General features: G+C 45.8%; 14 protein-coding genes. 12 read left to right on the top strand and 2 right to left on the bottom strand.

Going from position 1 to position 15571, the window contains the following annotated elements:
• Nucleotides 1-206: 206 nt before the first annotated feature.
• The 7 genes from rpsO (at nt 207) to QMA41_RS21205 (ending at nt 8299) form a co-directional block, all read left to right on the top strand.
• A complete protein-coding gene (gene rpsO, locus QMA41_RS21235) occupies nt 207-476 on the top strand; it encodes a 30S ribosomal protein S15 (protein WP_006957756.1) in 270 nt (89 codons plus the stop codon).
• A 316-nt stretch (nt 477-792) separates the two neighbouring features.
• Nucleotides 793-2925: a polyribonucleotide nucleotidyltransferase gene (gene pnp / locus QMA41_RS21230; RefSeq protein WP_006957755.1), complete on the top strand. Its 2133-nt coding sequence runs from the start codon at nt 793-795 to the stop codon at nt 2923-2925.
• Between the two features lie 134 nt (nt 2926-3059).
• Nucleotides 3060-3977, top strand: a complete 918-nt coding sequence (gene nlpI / locus QMA41_RS21225; protein WP_038513470.1) for a lipoprotein NlpI — start codon at nt 3060-3062, stop codon at nt 3975-3977.
• A gap of 111 nt (nt 3978-4088) precedes the next feature.
• Nucleotides 4089-4502, top strand: a complete 414-nt coding sequence (locus tag QMA41_RS21220) for a MarR family transcriptional regulator (protein WP_043006893.1) — start codon at nt 4089-4091, stop codon at nt 4500-4502.
• 60 nt (nt 4503-4562) lie between these two features.
• Nucleotides 4563-5900, top strand: coding sequence for an MATE family efflux transporter (locus QMA41_RS21215; protein ID WP_281630553.1), 1338 nt, complete (start codon nt 4563-4565; stop codon nt 5898-5900).
• Nucleotides 5901-6203: 303 nt separating this feature from the next.
• On the top strand, nt 6204-7538 hold the full coding sequence (vpsR, locus tag QMA41_RS21210; RefSeq protein ID WP_019275505.1) for a cyclic-di-GMP-binding transcriptional regulator VpsR: 1335 nt from the start codon (nt 6204-6206) through the stop codon (nt 7536-7538).
• Between the two features lie 509 nt (nt 7539-8047).
• A complete protein-coding gene (locus QMA41_RS21205) occupies nt 8048-8299 on the top strand; it encodes a hypothetical protein (protein ID WP_038163689.1) in 252 nt (83 codons plus the stop codon).
• 71 nt (nt 8300-8370) lie between these two features.
• Here the strand turns inward: QMA41_RS21205 and QMA41_RS21200 are convergent, their stop codons facing one another.
• Nucleotides 8371-9405 carry an NADP(H)-dependent aldo-keto reductase gene (locus QMA41_RS21200; RefSeq protein WP_038163692.1) on the bottom strand — a complete coding sequence of 345 codons (1035 nt, stop codon included), beginning with the start codon at nt 9403-9405 and terminating at the stop codon, nt 8371-8373.
• 128 nt (nt 9406-9533) lie between these two features.
• On the opposite strand from QMA41_RS21200, the gene QMA41_RS21195 reads away from it, so the two are divergent.
• Nucleotides 9534-9845: a DUF6482 family protein gene (locus QMA41_RS21195; RefSeq protein ID WP_006957738.1), complete on the top strand. Its 312-nt coding sequence runs from the start codon at nt 9534-9536 to the stop codon at nt 9843-9845.
• Between the two features lies 1 nt (nt 9846).
• Here QMA41_RS21195 and mutH read toward each other — a convergent pair whose 3' ends face one another.
• Entirely contained in the window at nt 9847-10512 is a 666-nt protein-coding gene (gene mutH, locus QMA41_RS21190) for a DNA mismatch repair endonuclease MutH (protein WP_095573180.1), read from the bottom strand.
• A gap of 621 nt (nt 10513-11133) precedes the next feature.
• On the opposite strand from mutH, the gene rppH reads away from it, so the two are divergent.
• Genes rppH through lgt form a run of 4 tightly spaced genes read left to right on the top strand, consistent with a single transcriptional unit; the run spans nt 11134 to nt 15568 of the window.
• The gene (gene rppH, locus QMA41_RS21185) at nt 11134-11652 is read left to right on the top strand and encodes an RNA pyrophosphohydrolase (protein ID WP_006957734.1); all 519 of its coding nucleotides are present in this window, start codon (nt 11134-11136) and stop codon (nt 11650-11652) included.
• 2 nt (nt 11653-11654) lie between these two features.
• Complete coding sequence (gene ptsP, locus QMA41_RS21180) at nt 11655-13901, top strand: phosphoenolpyruvate--protein phosphotransferase (RefSeq protein WP_281630552.1); 2247 nt, start codon at nt 11655-11657, stop codon at nt 13899-13901.
• 8 nt (nt 13902-13909) lie between these two features.
• Complete coding sequence (locus QMA41_RS21175; protein ID WP_095561994.1) at nt 13910-14701, top strand: sulfite exporter TauE/SafE family protein; 792 nt, start codon at nt 13910-13912, stop codon at nt 14699-14701.
• A 45-nt stretch (nt 14702-14746) separates the two neighbouring features.
• Nucleotides 14747-15568 carry a prolipoprotein diacylglyceryl transferase gene (gene lgt / locus QMA41_RS21170; protein WP_095573166.1) on the top strand — a complete coding sequence of 274 codons (822 nt, stop codon included), beginning with the start codon at nt 14747-14749 and terminating at the stop codon, nt 15566-15568.
• The last annotated feature ends 3 nt before the right edge of the window (nt 15569-15571 follow it).

Genomic DNA, 15571 nt, shown 5'->3' with positions numbered 1-15571 from the left:
TGTTATTTCAAATAGGTAGCTTTTAATCCGCTAAGTGTAACAGAAAAGGGCAATAACGGAATGGACTTCGTCTCCGCATCCCGTGCGAAGTGCGCAAATACTTATTGCTTAAGCAACGAGCATCCCCTATAATTCGCGCTCCTCGTGTCGGCTGAATCAGAGATTGGCTGGCACAACGTTTAACCTACTCTTATTAGGAGAGAATTATGTCTCTGAATGCAGAAACTAAAGCAGCAATCGTTGCAGATTACGCACGTGGCGAAGGCGACACTGGTTCACCAGAAGTACAAGTAGCTCTACTTACAGCTTCTATCAACCACCTACAAGGTCACTTCAAAGCGCATAAAGGCGATCACCACAGCCGTCGTGGTCTTCTACGTATGGTTTCTCGTCGTCGTAAACTTCTAGATTACCTAAAAGGTAAAGATCTAGATCGTTACCACGACCTAATCAAGCGTCTAGGCCTACGTCGCTAATTAGCGACTGCATAGAGCAGTTTGTCGGAAAAGGGGCTTTTTGCCCCTTTTTTGTTGCCTAAATTTAGCCAAATCCGTTTTATCCCGTTATAATACGCACGCCCATACTCATGTTGTTTGAGTATTAAAAGCAAAAACTCATTGCATTACAGTCAACCTCGTCGACCAAAAGGTCGCGACTATTAAAAATGACATTGCCTCTCCTTTAGTTTCGGATAGCAACAGTGCGTTTTTACTAGTCGCGATTTGTAGTGCCTTGAGTGTCAATTAACACTATCTGAGCCCCATTTGGATGCCTCAGAAACAAGGAATAACAATGTTCGAAAAACCAGTTGTTAAAACGTTCCAGTACGGTAACCACACGGTTACTCTAGAAACTGGCGTTATTGCACGTCAAGCTACAGCAGCAGTTATGGTGACAATGGACGATACTGCGGTATTCGTATCTGTTGTAGGTAAAAAAGAAGCGGTAGAAGGTCAAGACTTCTTCCCTCTAACGGTTAACTACCAAGAGCGTACTTACGCTGCGGGTAAAATCCCTGGTGGTTTCTTCAAACGTGAAGGTCGCCCTTCTGAAGGTGAAACGCTAACGGCTCGTCTAATCGACCGCCCAATCCGCCCACTTTTCCCGGATGCATTCAAAAACGAAGTTCAAGTTATCGCGACAGTTGTGTCTGTAAACCCAGACGTTCAACCTGACATCGTAACTATGATCGGTACGTCAGCGGCACTGGCTATTTCTGGTATCCCGTTCAACGGTCCTATCGGTGCAGCACGTGTTGGTCACATCGACGGTCAACTTGTTCTTAACCCAAGCAACACTGAACTTGAAACGTCTAAGCTAGACCTAGTTGTTGCGGGTACTGAAGGCGCTGTTCTTATGGTTGAGTCAGAAGCTGACAACCTAACTGAAGAAGAGATGCTATCTGCTGTTGTTTACGGTCACGATCAACAGCAAGTTGTGATCAATGCGATCAACGAATTCAAAGCTGAAGTTGCTACTCCTGCTTGGGATTGGGTTGCTCCAGAAGAGAACACAACTCTTGTAAACAAGATCGCTGAACTTGCTGAAGCTAAGCTAGTTGAAGCTTACCAAATCACTGAGAAGATGGCTCGTTACGACCGCATCCACGAGATTGCTGGTGAAGTAAACGAAGTTCTTCTTGCTGAAGATCCAGAAGCAAACACAAAAGAAATCCACACTATCTTCCACGATCTAGAGAAGACAGTGGTACGTCGCAGCATCATCGCTGGTAACCCACGTATCGACGGTCGTGAAAAAGATATGGTTCGTGCGCTAGACGTACGTACTGGTGTTCTTCCACGTACTCATGGTTCATCACTATTCACTCGTGGTGAAACTCAGGCGCTTGTAACTGCGACTCTAGGTACGCAGCGCGATGCTCAGATCATCGACGAGCTAACTGGTGAGCGTAAAGATCACTTCCTACTACACTACAACTTCCCTCCATACTGTGTGGGTGAGACTGGTTTTGTAGGTTCTCCTAAGCGTCGTGAAATCGGCCATGGTAAACTAGCTAAGCGCGGTATTGCTGCAGTAATGCCATCTGTAGACGAATTCCCATACACAGTACGTGTAGTATCAGAAATCACAGAATCTAACGGTTCTTCTTCAATGGCTTCTGTATGTGGTACGTCTCTAGCGCTTATGGATGCCGGTGTTCCAATCAAGTCTTCTGTTGCGGGTATCGCAATGGGTCTTGTTAAAGAAGGCGACGATTTCGTTGTTCTTTCTGACATCCTTGGTGACGAAGACCACCTAGGTGACATGGACTTTAAAGTAGCAGGTACTAACACTGGTATTACTGCACTTCAGATGGATATCAAGATCGAAGGTATCACTAAAGAGATCATGCAAATTGCTCTTAACCAAGCGCAAGGTGCACGTAAGCACATCCTATCTGTAATGGATGAAGCTATCTCTGGTGCTCGTGAAGATATCTCTGAGTTCGCTCCGCGTATTCACACAATGAAGATCAGCGCAGAGAAGATCAAAGACGTTATCGGTAAAGGTGGTGCAGTTATCCGTGCTCTAACTGAAGAGACAGGTACAACTATCGAAATCGAAGACGACGGTACAATCAAGATTGCTGCAACTGAAGGTACAGCTGCGAAAGAAGCAATCCGTCGTATTGAAGAGATTACTGCAGAAGTTGAAGTTGGCCGCATCTACACAGGTAAAGTTGCTCGTCTAGCTGACTTCGGTGCATTCGTAACAATCCTTCCTGGCAAAGATGGTCTAGTACACATCTCTCAAATCGCTGACAAGCGCGTTGAGAAAGTGTCTGACTACCTAGCTGAGGGTCAAGAAGTTCAAGTTAAAGTTCTTGAAATCGACCGTCAGGGCCGTGTACGTCTAAGCATGAAAGAAGCAGTTGAAAAGACTGAAGAAGCTTCTGCTGAAGAGAAACCAGCAACAGACGCATAATGCGATATCGCTAAGTGGGCTGGTTTGGTGAATTAGCCTATTTTGCTAAAAGCATGTTATAAAGGGAGCACTACGCTCCCTTTTTTAATGCGGCCGATACTGAGCAGCAGGCTCAGCAACAGGAGTACTTATTTGTGAAATGGTTTCAAACCGCAACACTTAGTTTAGCGTTATTGGTGACGGCAGGTTGTGCCACTACATCAAATAATAGTGCTGAGTGGCTTTACCCACCAATGGCTGTGCCGTTGCAAGCAAGCGTTCAGCAAGAAGTGCAGATCGCTCGTTTGAGTCAGTTACTTCAACGTCAGGATCTTCCTAAAGAAGTCCGAGCGAAAATGCTTTATGAGCGTGGCAATTACTACGACAGTGTAGGCCTGCGTGACTTGGCCAGATTAGACTACAACCAGTCACTGTCGCTTAACCCTGCGCAGCCAGATCTGTTTAACTTACTGGGTGTTTACTTCACTCAGGTAGGAGAGTATGACGCTGCCTATGATGCGTTTGACTCTACTTTGGAACTTGACCCTGCAAACTCCTATGCAGCCCGAAACCGTGCGATTGCGTTGTATTATGGCGGTCGTATCGATCTTGCGTTGGAAGATATGACGGAGCATTACCAAGAAGATACGTCAGACCCTTTCCGAGCGCTTTGGTTGTATATTGTCAAATCGGAAAAAGATCCTCAGGCAGCCACTGCTGAGCTAATGTCTCGTTATGAGCAACGTGACGAGCAGTGGGGCTGGGTGCTAGTGGCAATCACCTTAGGTGAAATCTCGGAAGATGAAGCCTTCAAAGCGATCTTAGTCGGTACACGCGACAATACCTTGTTAGCGCAACGTCTAACAGAAGCCTATTTCTACCTAGGCAAGCGTTACCAGAGCCAAGGTGACTACGCGAGCGCGATCTCCCTCTACAAACTCGCTATTTCGTTTAATGTGTATGAGTACGTTGAGCATCGTTATTCGTTCTTGGAATTGACCCGAATTTACAATGAGGTCAAGGAAGAACAGTTAGCCAAAAAGGCTCAGGCGCAACAACAAGCCTCCAACTGAACCAATATTGAATGATGATAAAACCGCTGCTTTGCAGCGGTTTTTTTATTGCCATTTATTTTAACTATCACTAAAATAGTTAGCCTTGCTAACTAAAAGTACTGAAACCTTATGGCTCTAGAAAACTGCCTGATAGAACTGGAACGTTTTTGCGCCAAAGCGTGGCGAGTGCATGCTAAAGAAGACCCTTTATCTCTATTGAGTTTTAACGAGTATGACTACTTGAGGGTTATCGAAGAATTTCCTGAGGGAATTCGTATCACTGATCTAGCCAATGAGATGAAAGTAACCAAACCGTCCGCGTCGAATATGGTCGCGCGCTTGCAAAAGAAAGGGTTAGTTTCACGTATCTCATGTCTGCAGGATGCACGTTCAAAGCGAGTCATACTGAGTGAGCAGGTGTTAAAGGATTTATCGAAAGAACAGTTAGTTTATCAGCATATCGCACAAGCGATGAGCAACAAACTGACGAAACAAGAAGCAGGGCAGCTTGTATCTCTGTTGGAAAAGTCACTAAAAGGCTAACAGGTTCCACAATTTTCAATTTAACTATTTAGTTAGCCTGGCTAACTTATGGTGAGAGAAATGCAAACTTCCATATATAAACAGTTTTGGAAATACACAATACCCACCGTCGCTGCCATGCTGGTCAATGGCTTATATCAGGTGGTCGATGGTGTATTTATTGGTCGCTATGTTGGCGCTGATGGGCTCGCAGGAATCAATGTTGCCTGGCCTGTGATCGGCTCAATTCTAGGAATTGGTATGCTGGTGGGCGTGGGTACCGGGGCGATGGTGTCGATTCGTCAAGGTGAAAAAGACGTACTAGGCGCGAAACAAACTCTGGCGACAGGCTTGGTGCTTTTACTGGCGTTAACTCCCGTGGTGTCTGGGTTACTGTTTTTCTTCGCTGATGATTTCTTACGTTGGCAGGGAGCTGAAGGACGTGTGTTTGAGTTGGGATTACAGTATCTGCACATCTTGATAGGTGCCAGCGTATTCACCCTTGGCTCGATTGCCATGCCATTTTTGCTACGCAATGATGACAGCCCAAATTTGGCAACCATGTTGATGGTCGTGGGAGCGCTAATCAATATTGTACTCGACTACCTATTTATTGCTTGGCTAGGTTGGGAGCTGACTGGTGCGGCGATTGCGACTGGAATTGCTCAGATGGTTGTTACCTTATTGGGAGTAGGGTACTTCTTCTCACAAAGAGCCAAACTTCGCCTACGAATTCATGAGCTTAAACTTAAGTTAGCGCTAGTGCCTCAGATATTTTCCATCGGTACATCCAGCTTTTTTATGTACGCCTATGGTTCGGTGATGGTGGCGTTGCACAATAGCTTGTTTGCTCAATACGGTGATCAGCTCTTGATTGGTGCTTATGCTATTTTGGGCTATATCGTCACTGTGTATTACTTGACTGCTGAGGGTATCGCTAACGGTATGCAACCGCTGGTAAGTTATAATCATGGCGCACGTCATCAGGCTAATATTCGCAAATTACTCAAAGTGGCGATGGTCAGCTCGGTGGTCATCGGTATGGCGTTTGTTCTTTTGCTGAATATCTTCCCACGCGAATTTGTCTCTGTATTTAACTCAACGGATATTCAATTGGTCGATAATACGATTCTTGGTATTCGATTACACATGTTTGCACTTGCGTTGGATGGATTCCTTGTGGTTGCCGGAGCCTACTATCAGGCGATCAATAAAGGTAGCAAAGCCATGTTTGTTACCATAGGTAATATGCTGATTCAGCTACCTTTCTTGTTCATAATGCCTAAGCTGATGGGTGTGCCGGGCATTTGGATTGCTTACCCGCTGTCAAACATCGCGTTGAGTATTGTTGTGGCGATGATGCTATTAAAAGACATTCGACGTTATAACGTACAGCCACCAGAGCAAGCTTTGGCATAACATGTAAACATTACTTTAAATGGAATCCGGTATAGGTAAGGCTTGTACCGGATTTTTCTTATCTGGCATAGGTGCAATGTCTGAAATTGTTGCAGTAGAGCTTTAGCACTATGTCTCGTTTTGTGTCGAGAGATGCATACTCGTGCCGAATGTTGATCGCATTGTTGTTTGGTATTTATATAATTCACTGGCTAGTCTTAGTAATGAGACAGATTATCTTGCCGAGTCTCTATAATGTAACGGCTAAGTTTTGGTGCCTCTGGAGGCACAGCATTAAAATTTGAATCAATAGGGATACATTTCATGGCTAGTCAGTTCCGAATGGACTCCATTCCTGGTTCACTTATCGTTGTCGGTGGTACGTATGAGCCCTGGCTGTCGGTGTTAGAGCAAGTAGGATGGCGTTGTACTCAGTGTGCAGATTTACGCAAAGCGGACGCTTTGTTCAGCGAAACAGGGCCTTGCATTGGCATCGTCGACCTTAGTCATGACGAGTTCAGCCTCAATGGCATTGCGAATTTGGTGAGTAACCATAAGCAAGTTCGTTGGCTCGCATTTATCCGTGAATCGCAATTAAGCTCAGATACCATTTGCCAGTTTATCGTTAACTTTTGTATCGACTTTTTCACTGCGCCAATCCCGGATGCTCAGCTTCTCAGCACTATTGGCCACCAACTTGGTATGCTCAAGTTAGAGAAAAAAGTCTGGCCACACTATGGCAGTAATAATGACATGGGGCTGATCGGAGAGTCGATCCCAATGAAGCGTCTGCGCGATCAGATCAAACGTATCGGTCCAACTGACGTCAGCATTCTGATTTATGGTGAGAGTGGTACCGGTAAAGAAACCGTGGCTCGCGCTGTGCATAAAACCTCTTCTCGAGCGCAGAAAGAGTTCATTTCTGTCAATTGTCGCGCTATGTCGGAAAGGCGTCTTGAGAGCGATTTATTTGGTATTAACCGCGATGATGCCTCTGAGCCTTCGATTCTTGAAAAGGCGGATGGTGGCACCATACTGCTTAACGATATTCTTACTCTGCCTAAGTCTCAGCAGTTGAATTTGCTGCGATTCCTTCAGGAAGGCACTATCGAGACAGTGAATGGTCGGCAGGAAATCGACGTGCGTATTCTGGCAGCCAACTCTGCGGATATCGAAAAAGCGTTGATTGATGGTGATTTCAATGAAGAGCTTTACCACTACATCAATGTCTTGCGCATCAATGTGCCAAGCTTGAAAGAGCGTGCGGGGGATATCGCGATACTCGCGCGTCATTTCCTTCAGGAATATTCTAAGGAGTACAACGCTCAGGCTCGCAGTTACACGGAAGAGGCAACACGTGCTCTGACTCGTTATCACTGGCCGGGTAATGTCCGTGAGTTGATGAATCAGATCAAGCGTATTGTTCTGATGTCTGAGACAGTGATGTTGGATGAGGAACACCTCGATTTACCTAAGCGTAGCGATGGCAAACGCAGCTTGAAGAGTATCCGTGAGCGTAGTGAACGTGACGCGCTTCTATTGGTGCTTGAATCTCATTCTGGTCAGGTTTCGATGGCAGCGAAAGAGTTGGGTGTATCGCGTGCCACTATGTACCGATTACTTAACAAACATAACTTAATCAGTGATGCGACAGTGTAATTAGCTGTTTTATTTACATAAAGCCACACTCTCAGCAGTGTGGTTTTTTATTTTCATAGAGCATAAATCGTTGAAGCTTATATCACCTAGTGGAATATCTTATATTCCTGAGTTTGGTATGGTTATTTTTAGGTTAAAAAATTGTATTTTAATTTTATGCAACAAAGTGGTTGAAATATCATCGCCCATGCATAGAATTTAACCATGAGTACAAGCTCATACATCGAAACACTTTTCTATTTGGATTAATACATTGCTAGGAGGCGCACAATGAAAAATTTCAACGTCAATTCATTGATTACTGCGTCTTGCGATCAAGTATCGATCATGGCGGCTAAACAACATAGGCCCGCTTCATTTGATCGCCGATCTACCCAAGTAATGTAATTAGTCCGTATCCATTTATTTTTAATTGGCTGCGGGAAAGCAGCGAATTAAAAATGTCCTCATTTTATAAGTCTATTCGTTGATCTTTTCCCAGCTGTCTATCATCCAACTGGAGAATTATCATGAGTCATTCTGTATATCTAAAACTTGCTACGCTACTAGTAAAAGCTGATTTACGTCGTGAAGAGCGTGAATGGAAACGTCGGGTTCGCCGCAGCGCGTTTCAGATTCCTTGGGAAAATACCCACCTGCTACGCGATATTGGTTTAGAGCAAGATGGTCGCCCTGTCGGTCAAACTGAGCCAGATAGCGTCAAAGCCGAACGTCGTATTCGTCATCTTCGTCGAGTACTCAGTGCGCGAATACCTACGTAATAAAAAGGGCCAGTTTGCTTCACTGGCCCGAACCTTATCAACCAGCTACTGATGCAGTAGCTGGTTTTTCACTAAGGACAAGGATTGGAATAAGTCGTGCCAATTGCCTGAAGTCCCTGAAGCAATTCTTCACTTAATACGACATCAAGACTGTCAATGTTCGATTTAAGCTGCTCTAGATTCGTTGCTCCTATGATGTTGGAGCCAACGAAAGGGCGCTGATTGACAAACGCCAATGCCATTTGTGCCGGATCAAGCCCGTGCTCTCGAGCTAAGTTGACGTAGGCTTCAGTCGCTTGAATGCCTTGCGGCGTAAAGTAACGGACAAAGCGTTCGAATAGGGAACAGCGAGCGCCTTCTGGTCGAGCATTATTAAGGTATTTACCACTCAGGCAACCAAATGCCAACGGTGAATAGGCAAGCAACTGAACACCTTCATAGTGACTGATTTCAGACAAACCGATTTCAAAGCTGCGATTGAGCAGGTTATACGGATTCTGAATTGAAACAATACGCGGCAGTTCATGTTTTTCTGCTAGGCGCAGTAGCGTCATTACACCCCAAGGTGTTTCGTTAGAGACACCGATGTAGCGCACTTTGCCCGCTTTTATCAGGTCTGCCAGACTTTCGAGGGTTTCAATCAGCGTGACTTCTTCATTTTCGTCAGGGTAGGGATAGTTGAGTTGACCAAAGCAATTGGTCCGGCGCTGTGGCCAATGTAGTTGGTAAAGGTCGACATAGTCGGTTTGCAGGCGCTGTAAACTATCGTCAATCGCCTGATGAACATTGCGTCTATCCAGGCTCATGTTATCGCGAATGTAAGGGACATTTCTTGGGCCGGCAATTTTAGTCGCCAGTACGACTTTTTCTCTCTTACCTGATTTTTTCAGCCAGTTACCGATGTATTGCTCGGTGGAACCTTGGGTATCCGCTTTAGGGGGAACGGGGTACATTTCGGCAGTATCGATGAAGTTCACACCACGTTCGAGTGCATAATCCAGCTGACTGAAAGCGTCTTGTTCTGTGTTTTGTTCACCAAAGGTCATGGTGCCCAGACAGATTTTACTAATTTCAAGAGTGGAATGAGGTAACTTGTTGTATTGCATTGAACTTCCTTACTCAATTTCTCTTTGTTACCCCAATATAGGGCATCGTCACATTAGAAGAAATGGGATTCGATAACAATTTCGCAAAATTTGTATAGTTAACTAGAATTTAAAATTGGAGGTGAGCTATGCAAAAAAGCCAATTAGATAAATGGATTCATGGGCATCACAAAGACAGCTATCAGCCACCTAAGGTGTTTGTCATTGGTTGTTCGGATCTCTCACATTACCTTCTTGCAGTGGAGTACAAGCACAAACTGGAACCGATTAAACAAGATGATGAGCCGATTCATTTTGAGTCGCTTGACTCAGTCAAAGAAGAACTATTGCGTCTGGGAGTTGAACGGGCTTATCTAAGATTACACAACGCTTATGATGAATGTGGCGCTGGAGATGGCCCGCTTTATCATGATGTTGAACTGTCATTGACCACACATTAGATCAAACAAAATTGTGCTCAAGGATCTGAGCAGTAAACTGAGTTCGAAGGTAGAACCCTCGCGGCAACGTCATTATAGGCTTGCCGCTCGCTCCATACGCTTCCGTCAATACTCGGCTGTTTGCGGCTTTTGGTCGCAGTTGAAGCACTTCACCATGGCGAGCGGTAATTTGTTCCACTTGTCCCAGCACGATCAGTTCCATTAATTCTTCCCAATCCGTTTTGAGCTGTAACTCTTCGCTTGCACTTGGTGACCATATTAAAGGTGACCCTACTCGGCGCTCAGCTAGTGGGATCTCACGTTCCCCTTCGACAGGAACCCAAAGCACTCGTGATAGCTTGTTACGTACGTGACTGGTTTCCCAAGTCAGTCCTTGTACTCCCATCAATGGTGCGACACAGACAAAGGTGGTTTCCAAAGGTTTGCCCGTATAGCTGATCGGGATCGTTTTCAGCTCGATTCCGAGCTGCTCAAAATCTTGTTGGGGTTTGCTTCCCGCAATTGCGCCCAGATGCCACTCCAATAGTTGACCCACCCAGCCTTTATCTCTTCTGAGATCTGGTGGAACTGTTAGGTTCGCCTCATCCGCCAGTTCCTTAAAACTCACGCCAGCAATATCTCTCGCTCGATCGAGCAGTTCGGTTTCTGATTTAGGTTCGGGCTTCATGTGGATCATCGGGGTGGTCAAACGTGGCGGTTATTGTAACGGAAATCGATCCAAATGTGGCTGATTGAAAGTTGATCTTAGTGTCTAAAAGATCATCAGTTAAGGGGTTATCCACAGGTGTCGTCGAGATTAGGCAGCTTTTTATCAGGAGTGTATGAATAAACAGTGTTTTAGGGGTGATAATTTGCTTGAGTTTTTGGTCATAAGTTGCCTTGCTGAGCTGGTGGTGTGGATAAAAGTCTCGGTGGTGGATCTTTGACCGATCTGAGTGAGTGTCGTTTTATCGATCGGTATCTTGGCGATTACTTTGAGTGTTTTTGTTTATCTTTATGATTTTTATGTGTTTTGTTTCTGGTAGTTTAAAGCTTATATTAAGCCTGATGTGATCATGGATAAAGAATGATCACTTTCTCTAAGATTCTTCACATGGTTATACACAGAAAAGGTGAATAAATGTGGACTATGTCTCACCTTTGTGTGAATAACCGCGTTTCGGGTTAAAAGTTATCCATAAAGACTAAGTTACGCCATATTTTACGTATCAGTCACACTAGTAAGTTTGCTACATCTGGGGATATGTGGAAAAATCACTGTAATTAAGAATTTATTAGAGGTTGGCCAGTGATAGATGGCGATGGTTACCGCTTAAATGTGGGAATTGTAATCTGTAACAACCATGGTCAGGTCTTCTGGGCTAAACGATACGGGCAACATTCTTGGCAATTTCCTCAAGGGGGAATTGATGACGGCGAAACGCCTGAGCAGGCAATGTTTCGCGAGCTATATGAAGAGGTTGGTCTTACTAAAAAAGACGTAAAAATTGTGGCGACTAGCCGCCATTGGTTAAGGTACAAACTACCAAAGCGATTAGTGCGCTGGGATTCAAAACCTGTCTGTATCGGACAAAAACAGAAATGGTTCCTTCTTCGTCTGGATTGTGATGAATCACGAATTAATATGCAGCGAGGAAATTCCCCTGAATTTGATGGTTGGCGTTGGGTAAGTTATTGGTATCCAGTCAGGCAAGTGGTGTCTTTTAAGCGCGATGTATACCGTCGAGCGATGAAAGAATTCGCCTCTGTAGCGATGCCGTTTAAAGAGCGCAGAGCTAAGGGTAAGCGTAAACACAGAAGAGGATAGACATGCTTTCTCAACTAAGGGACATAGTTGAACAGGTATCTAAAGTCGAAGATGTGCATCAGGCATTGAAGGTTTTAGTTAAGCAAACATGCAGCGCGATGAGTACGGAGTGTTGCACCGTCTATCTTGCTAACGAAGAGATGCAGCGCCTTGAGTTGATGGCGACTCAAGGCTTGCGTTTCAAAGGCAACAAAATCCACATCAACTTTAGCGAAGGTTTGGTCGGTCTGGTCAAACGCAGCGCTGAGCCGCTCAATCTTGCCGAAGCCTCTCGGCATCCGAATTTCAAATACTTCTCCCAACTTGGCGAAGAGGTCTATCAGAGCTTTTTGGGCACCCCGATCATCTATCGTAAGCAGGTGCTCGGTGTACTGGTGGTCCAGCAAAAGCAACCGCGTCAGTTTGATGAGATGGAAGAGTCTTTTCTGGTCACATTAGCTGCTCAGCTAGCGGTGATCATTGCTCATGCTCAAACTCAGGGACATTGGCGCCTAGAGAAGAAACTGCATACCATCAAAGGTATCCCAGCATCTTCTGGTGTGGCTATCGGTGAGTTCTGGTGGGATGACACTCAACCAGATTTAGCGGATGTCTATCCGGCATCGACCTTGGACATTGACCGTGAACAAGAATGGCTGCTGCTAGCAATTGAAGATGCATTGAGCGATTTTCGCCGTATGCGTAAAAAGCTCGATAGCGAAATCAACAAAGATACCTTAGCGATATTTGATCTGTTTACGCACCTGCTGAATGATCCGATGTTACGCAAGGACCTCAAAACGCAAATCCAAAAAGGGGATCGGGCTGATTGGGCATTGAGGCAAGTGGTTGAGAGCTACTCTAACCGTTTTGCTCGCATGTCAGATGTGTATCTCAGAGAGCGTGCTCAGGACATAAAAGAGCTCGGTCAACGTTTACTGTTCTTCCTCCACAATACCGAGAAAGATCAGCCTTCTATTGAAAAGCCGGTCATATTGGTTGTGCGCGAGTTAACGGCAACCTTGCTTGCCTCTATTCCTAAGGAAAAGCTTCTCGCGGTGGTGTCTTTAGAAGGGGCTGCAAACTCTCACGCGGCCATTTTGTCTCGTGCGCTGGGCATTCCCGCTGTGATGGGGGTGACACTCAACCCTAAGCCGGTTAATGGCAAACGTGGCATTGTCGACGGATACAGTGGTAAGATTTTTGTCTCACCGAGTAAGCAGCTACTCAAAGAGTATCGCGAACTGGCGCATGAAGAGAGCGAGCTGGCGACCATGGTCAACCAGCGAATTCTTGAACCTGCATGCACCAGCGATGATGTGCGTATTGAAGTCATGCTCAACGCCGGTTTGAGCGCAGATGCGAACATTGCCGTGAACCAAGGGGTCGATGGGGTCGGCCTATATCGAACCGAAATTTCTTTTTTGCTTCAACATCGTTTTCCTTCTGAAGACGAACAAACTCTTCAGTATCAGTCAGTCCTAAATACATACCCCGACAAGCGCGTAGTCATGCGTACGCTTGATGTTGGTGGAGATAAAGCGCTGCCATACCTGCCAATTGAAGAAGACAACCCTTTCCTTGGTTGGCGCGGTATTCGTTTCACGCTTGATCATCCTGATATCTTCCTGATGCAAATTCGCGCCATGATGCGAGCCAGTGCGGAACACGATAATCTGAGCATCTTGCTGCCAATGGTATCAGGGGCTCAAGAACTGGATGATGCGATTGATCTGATTGAACGTGCCCATCAAGAAGTCGCAGAATTGGATGAGCGAGTTAAAATGCCAGCCATTGGCGTGATGATCGAAGTGCCATCAATGATTTACCTGTTGCCGCTGATTGCGGAAAAGGTGGACTTTGTTTCTATTGGTACGAACGATCTGACGCAATACTTACTTGCCGTGGATCGCAACAATGCGCGAGTCTCGGATGTGTATGAGTCGATGCATCCTGCTGTGATCATGGCACTGGATCATATCCAGCATACTTGTCAGCAACTTCAACTGCCCGTGTGTATTTGTGGTGAATTAGCGGGTGACCCTATCGGCGCGCTTCTCATGGTGGGGCTGGGTTACCGTAGCTTGAGTATGAACACGTCGAATGTTGCTAAGGTGAAGTACTTACTGCGTCATATTGATAGTACGGAATTACGCGAACTTGCTGACAAAGCTCTGATGCAGCCTTATGGCAATGACATTTATACTATGATGCAAACTTTCTTTGAGGAGAAAGGCTTCGCAGGCTTTATCCGTGCTGGTAAACGATAAGGAAAAACGTGAATATTGAATTTTTAGTCTTGCTGCTCCTTCTTGGTGGTATTGTTGGAGTGATGGCAGGACTGCTTGGCATCGGTGGTGGTTTGATTGTGGTGCCAGCGTTGCTCTTCTTGCTTCCTATGGCTGGGATTGATCCCGCGATTAGTATGCAAATCGCTTTGGCGACCTCTCTGGCTTCCATTATTGTCACTTCAGGTTCTTCGGCATTTAATCACTTCAAACTCGGTAATGTGGATATGTATGTGGTGAAATGGCTGATGCCCGGCGTGGTCGTGGGCGGTTTTCTCGGCGCGAATGTTGCGGAGTGGATTCCTTCCCAGTACCTACCGAAAGTGTTTGGCGTGATAGTGCTGTGCTTAGCGGTGCAAATGCTGTTTTCGATAAAGCGCAAGAGCCAGAAAACCATGCCTGGCAACAGTGCCACTGTAGCGATTGGCACTGGGATTGGTATGGTGTCGAGCCTTGCAGGCATCGGGGGTGGGTCGTTGTCTGTGCCATTTCTTAATCGACACGGCATTGAAATGCGCAAAGCGGTCGGTTCTTCTTCTGTGTGCGGTTGCTTTATCGCCATCTCAGGTATGATTGGTTTCATCTTGCATGGTTATCAGGCACAATCATTGCCAGCTTACAGTTTGGGATATGTTTATGTGCCAGCACTGATTGCCATAGCTTCGACATCCATGTTGACGACTCGCATCGGCGCTAAATTGGCGACATCCTTACCGACGGCAACGTTGAAAAAAATCTTTGCAGTCTTTTTAGTCTTTGTTGCCGGAACTATGTTGCTGTAATGGACTCTCATCTAATTATCTGAATACCAAAAGAGTAATTATTCTATGTCTCAGGGATACCTTGAATTTCCTAATATCGATCCTGTCCTGGTTTCGATTGGTCCACTGTCAATTCGCTGGTATGGGTTGATGTACCTGGTTGGTTTTGCGTTTGCGTTGTGGCTAGCTAATCGACGAGCAGATAAGCCAGACAGTGGATGGACGCGAGATCAAGTCTCCGATCTGCTGTTTGCTGGTTTCCTTGGGGTAGTGATTGGCGGGCGAGTCGGTTACGTTATTTTCTATAACTTTGATTTGTTCCTCCAAGACCCTCTGTACCTGTTCAAAGTGTGGACCGGAGGCATGTCATTCCACGGTGGACTGCTCGGGGTCATCACGGCAATGTTCTGGTATGCCAAGAAGAATGGTCGTACTTTCTTCGGCGTCGCTGACTTTATCGCGCCATTAGTACCGTTTGGCCTCGGAATGGGGCGCTTAGGTAACTTCATGAACAGCGAATTGTGGGGCCGAGTGACGGATGTGCCATGGGCGATTGTCTTCCCTAATGGCGGCCCTTTACCTCGCCACCCATCTCAACTGTATGAAATGCTTCTTGAAGGCGTTGTGTTGTTCTTCATCCTTAATTGGTTCATCAAAAAGCCACGCCCTCTCGGTGCGGTCTCAGGGCTATTTTTAGCTGGATATGGTACATTCCGTTTCCTTGTCGAATACGTTCGTGAGCCTGATGCCCATCTTGGTCTGTTCGGTGGATTTATCTCTATGGGACAGATCCTATCCCTACCTATGGTTATCGTTGGTATCCTGATGATGGTATGGGCTTACAAGCGTGGTCATTATAAAGATGAAATTCCACAACAAACGAAGTAAGGA

Source organism: Vibrio sp. St2, from assembly GCF_947311885.1.
In the GTDB taxonomy this organism is placed as follows: Bacteria; Pseudomonadota; Gammaproteobacteria; order Enterobacterales; family Vibrionaceae; genus Vibrio; species Vibrio coralliilyticus.
This window is presented reverse-complemented; position numbering and strand designations above follow the sequence as displayed.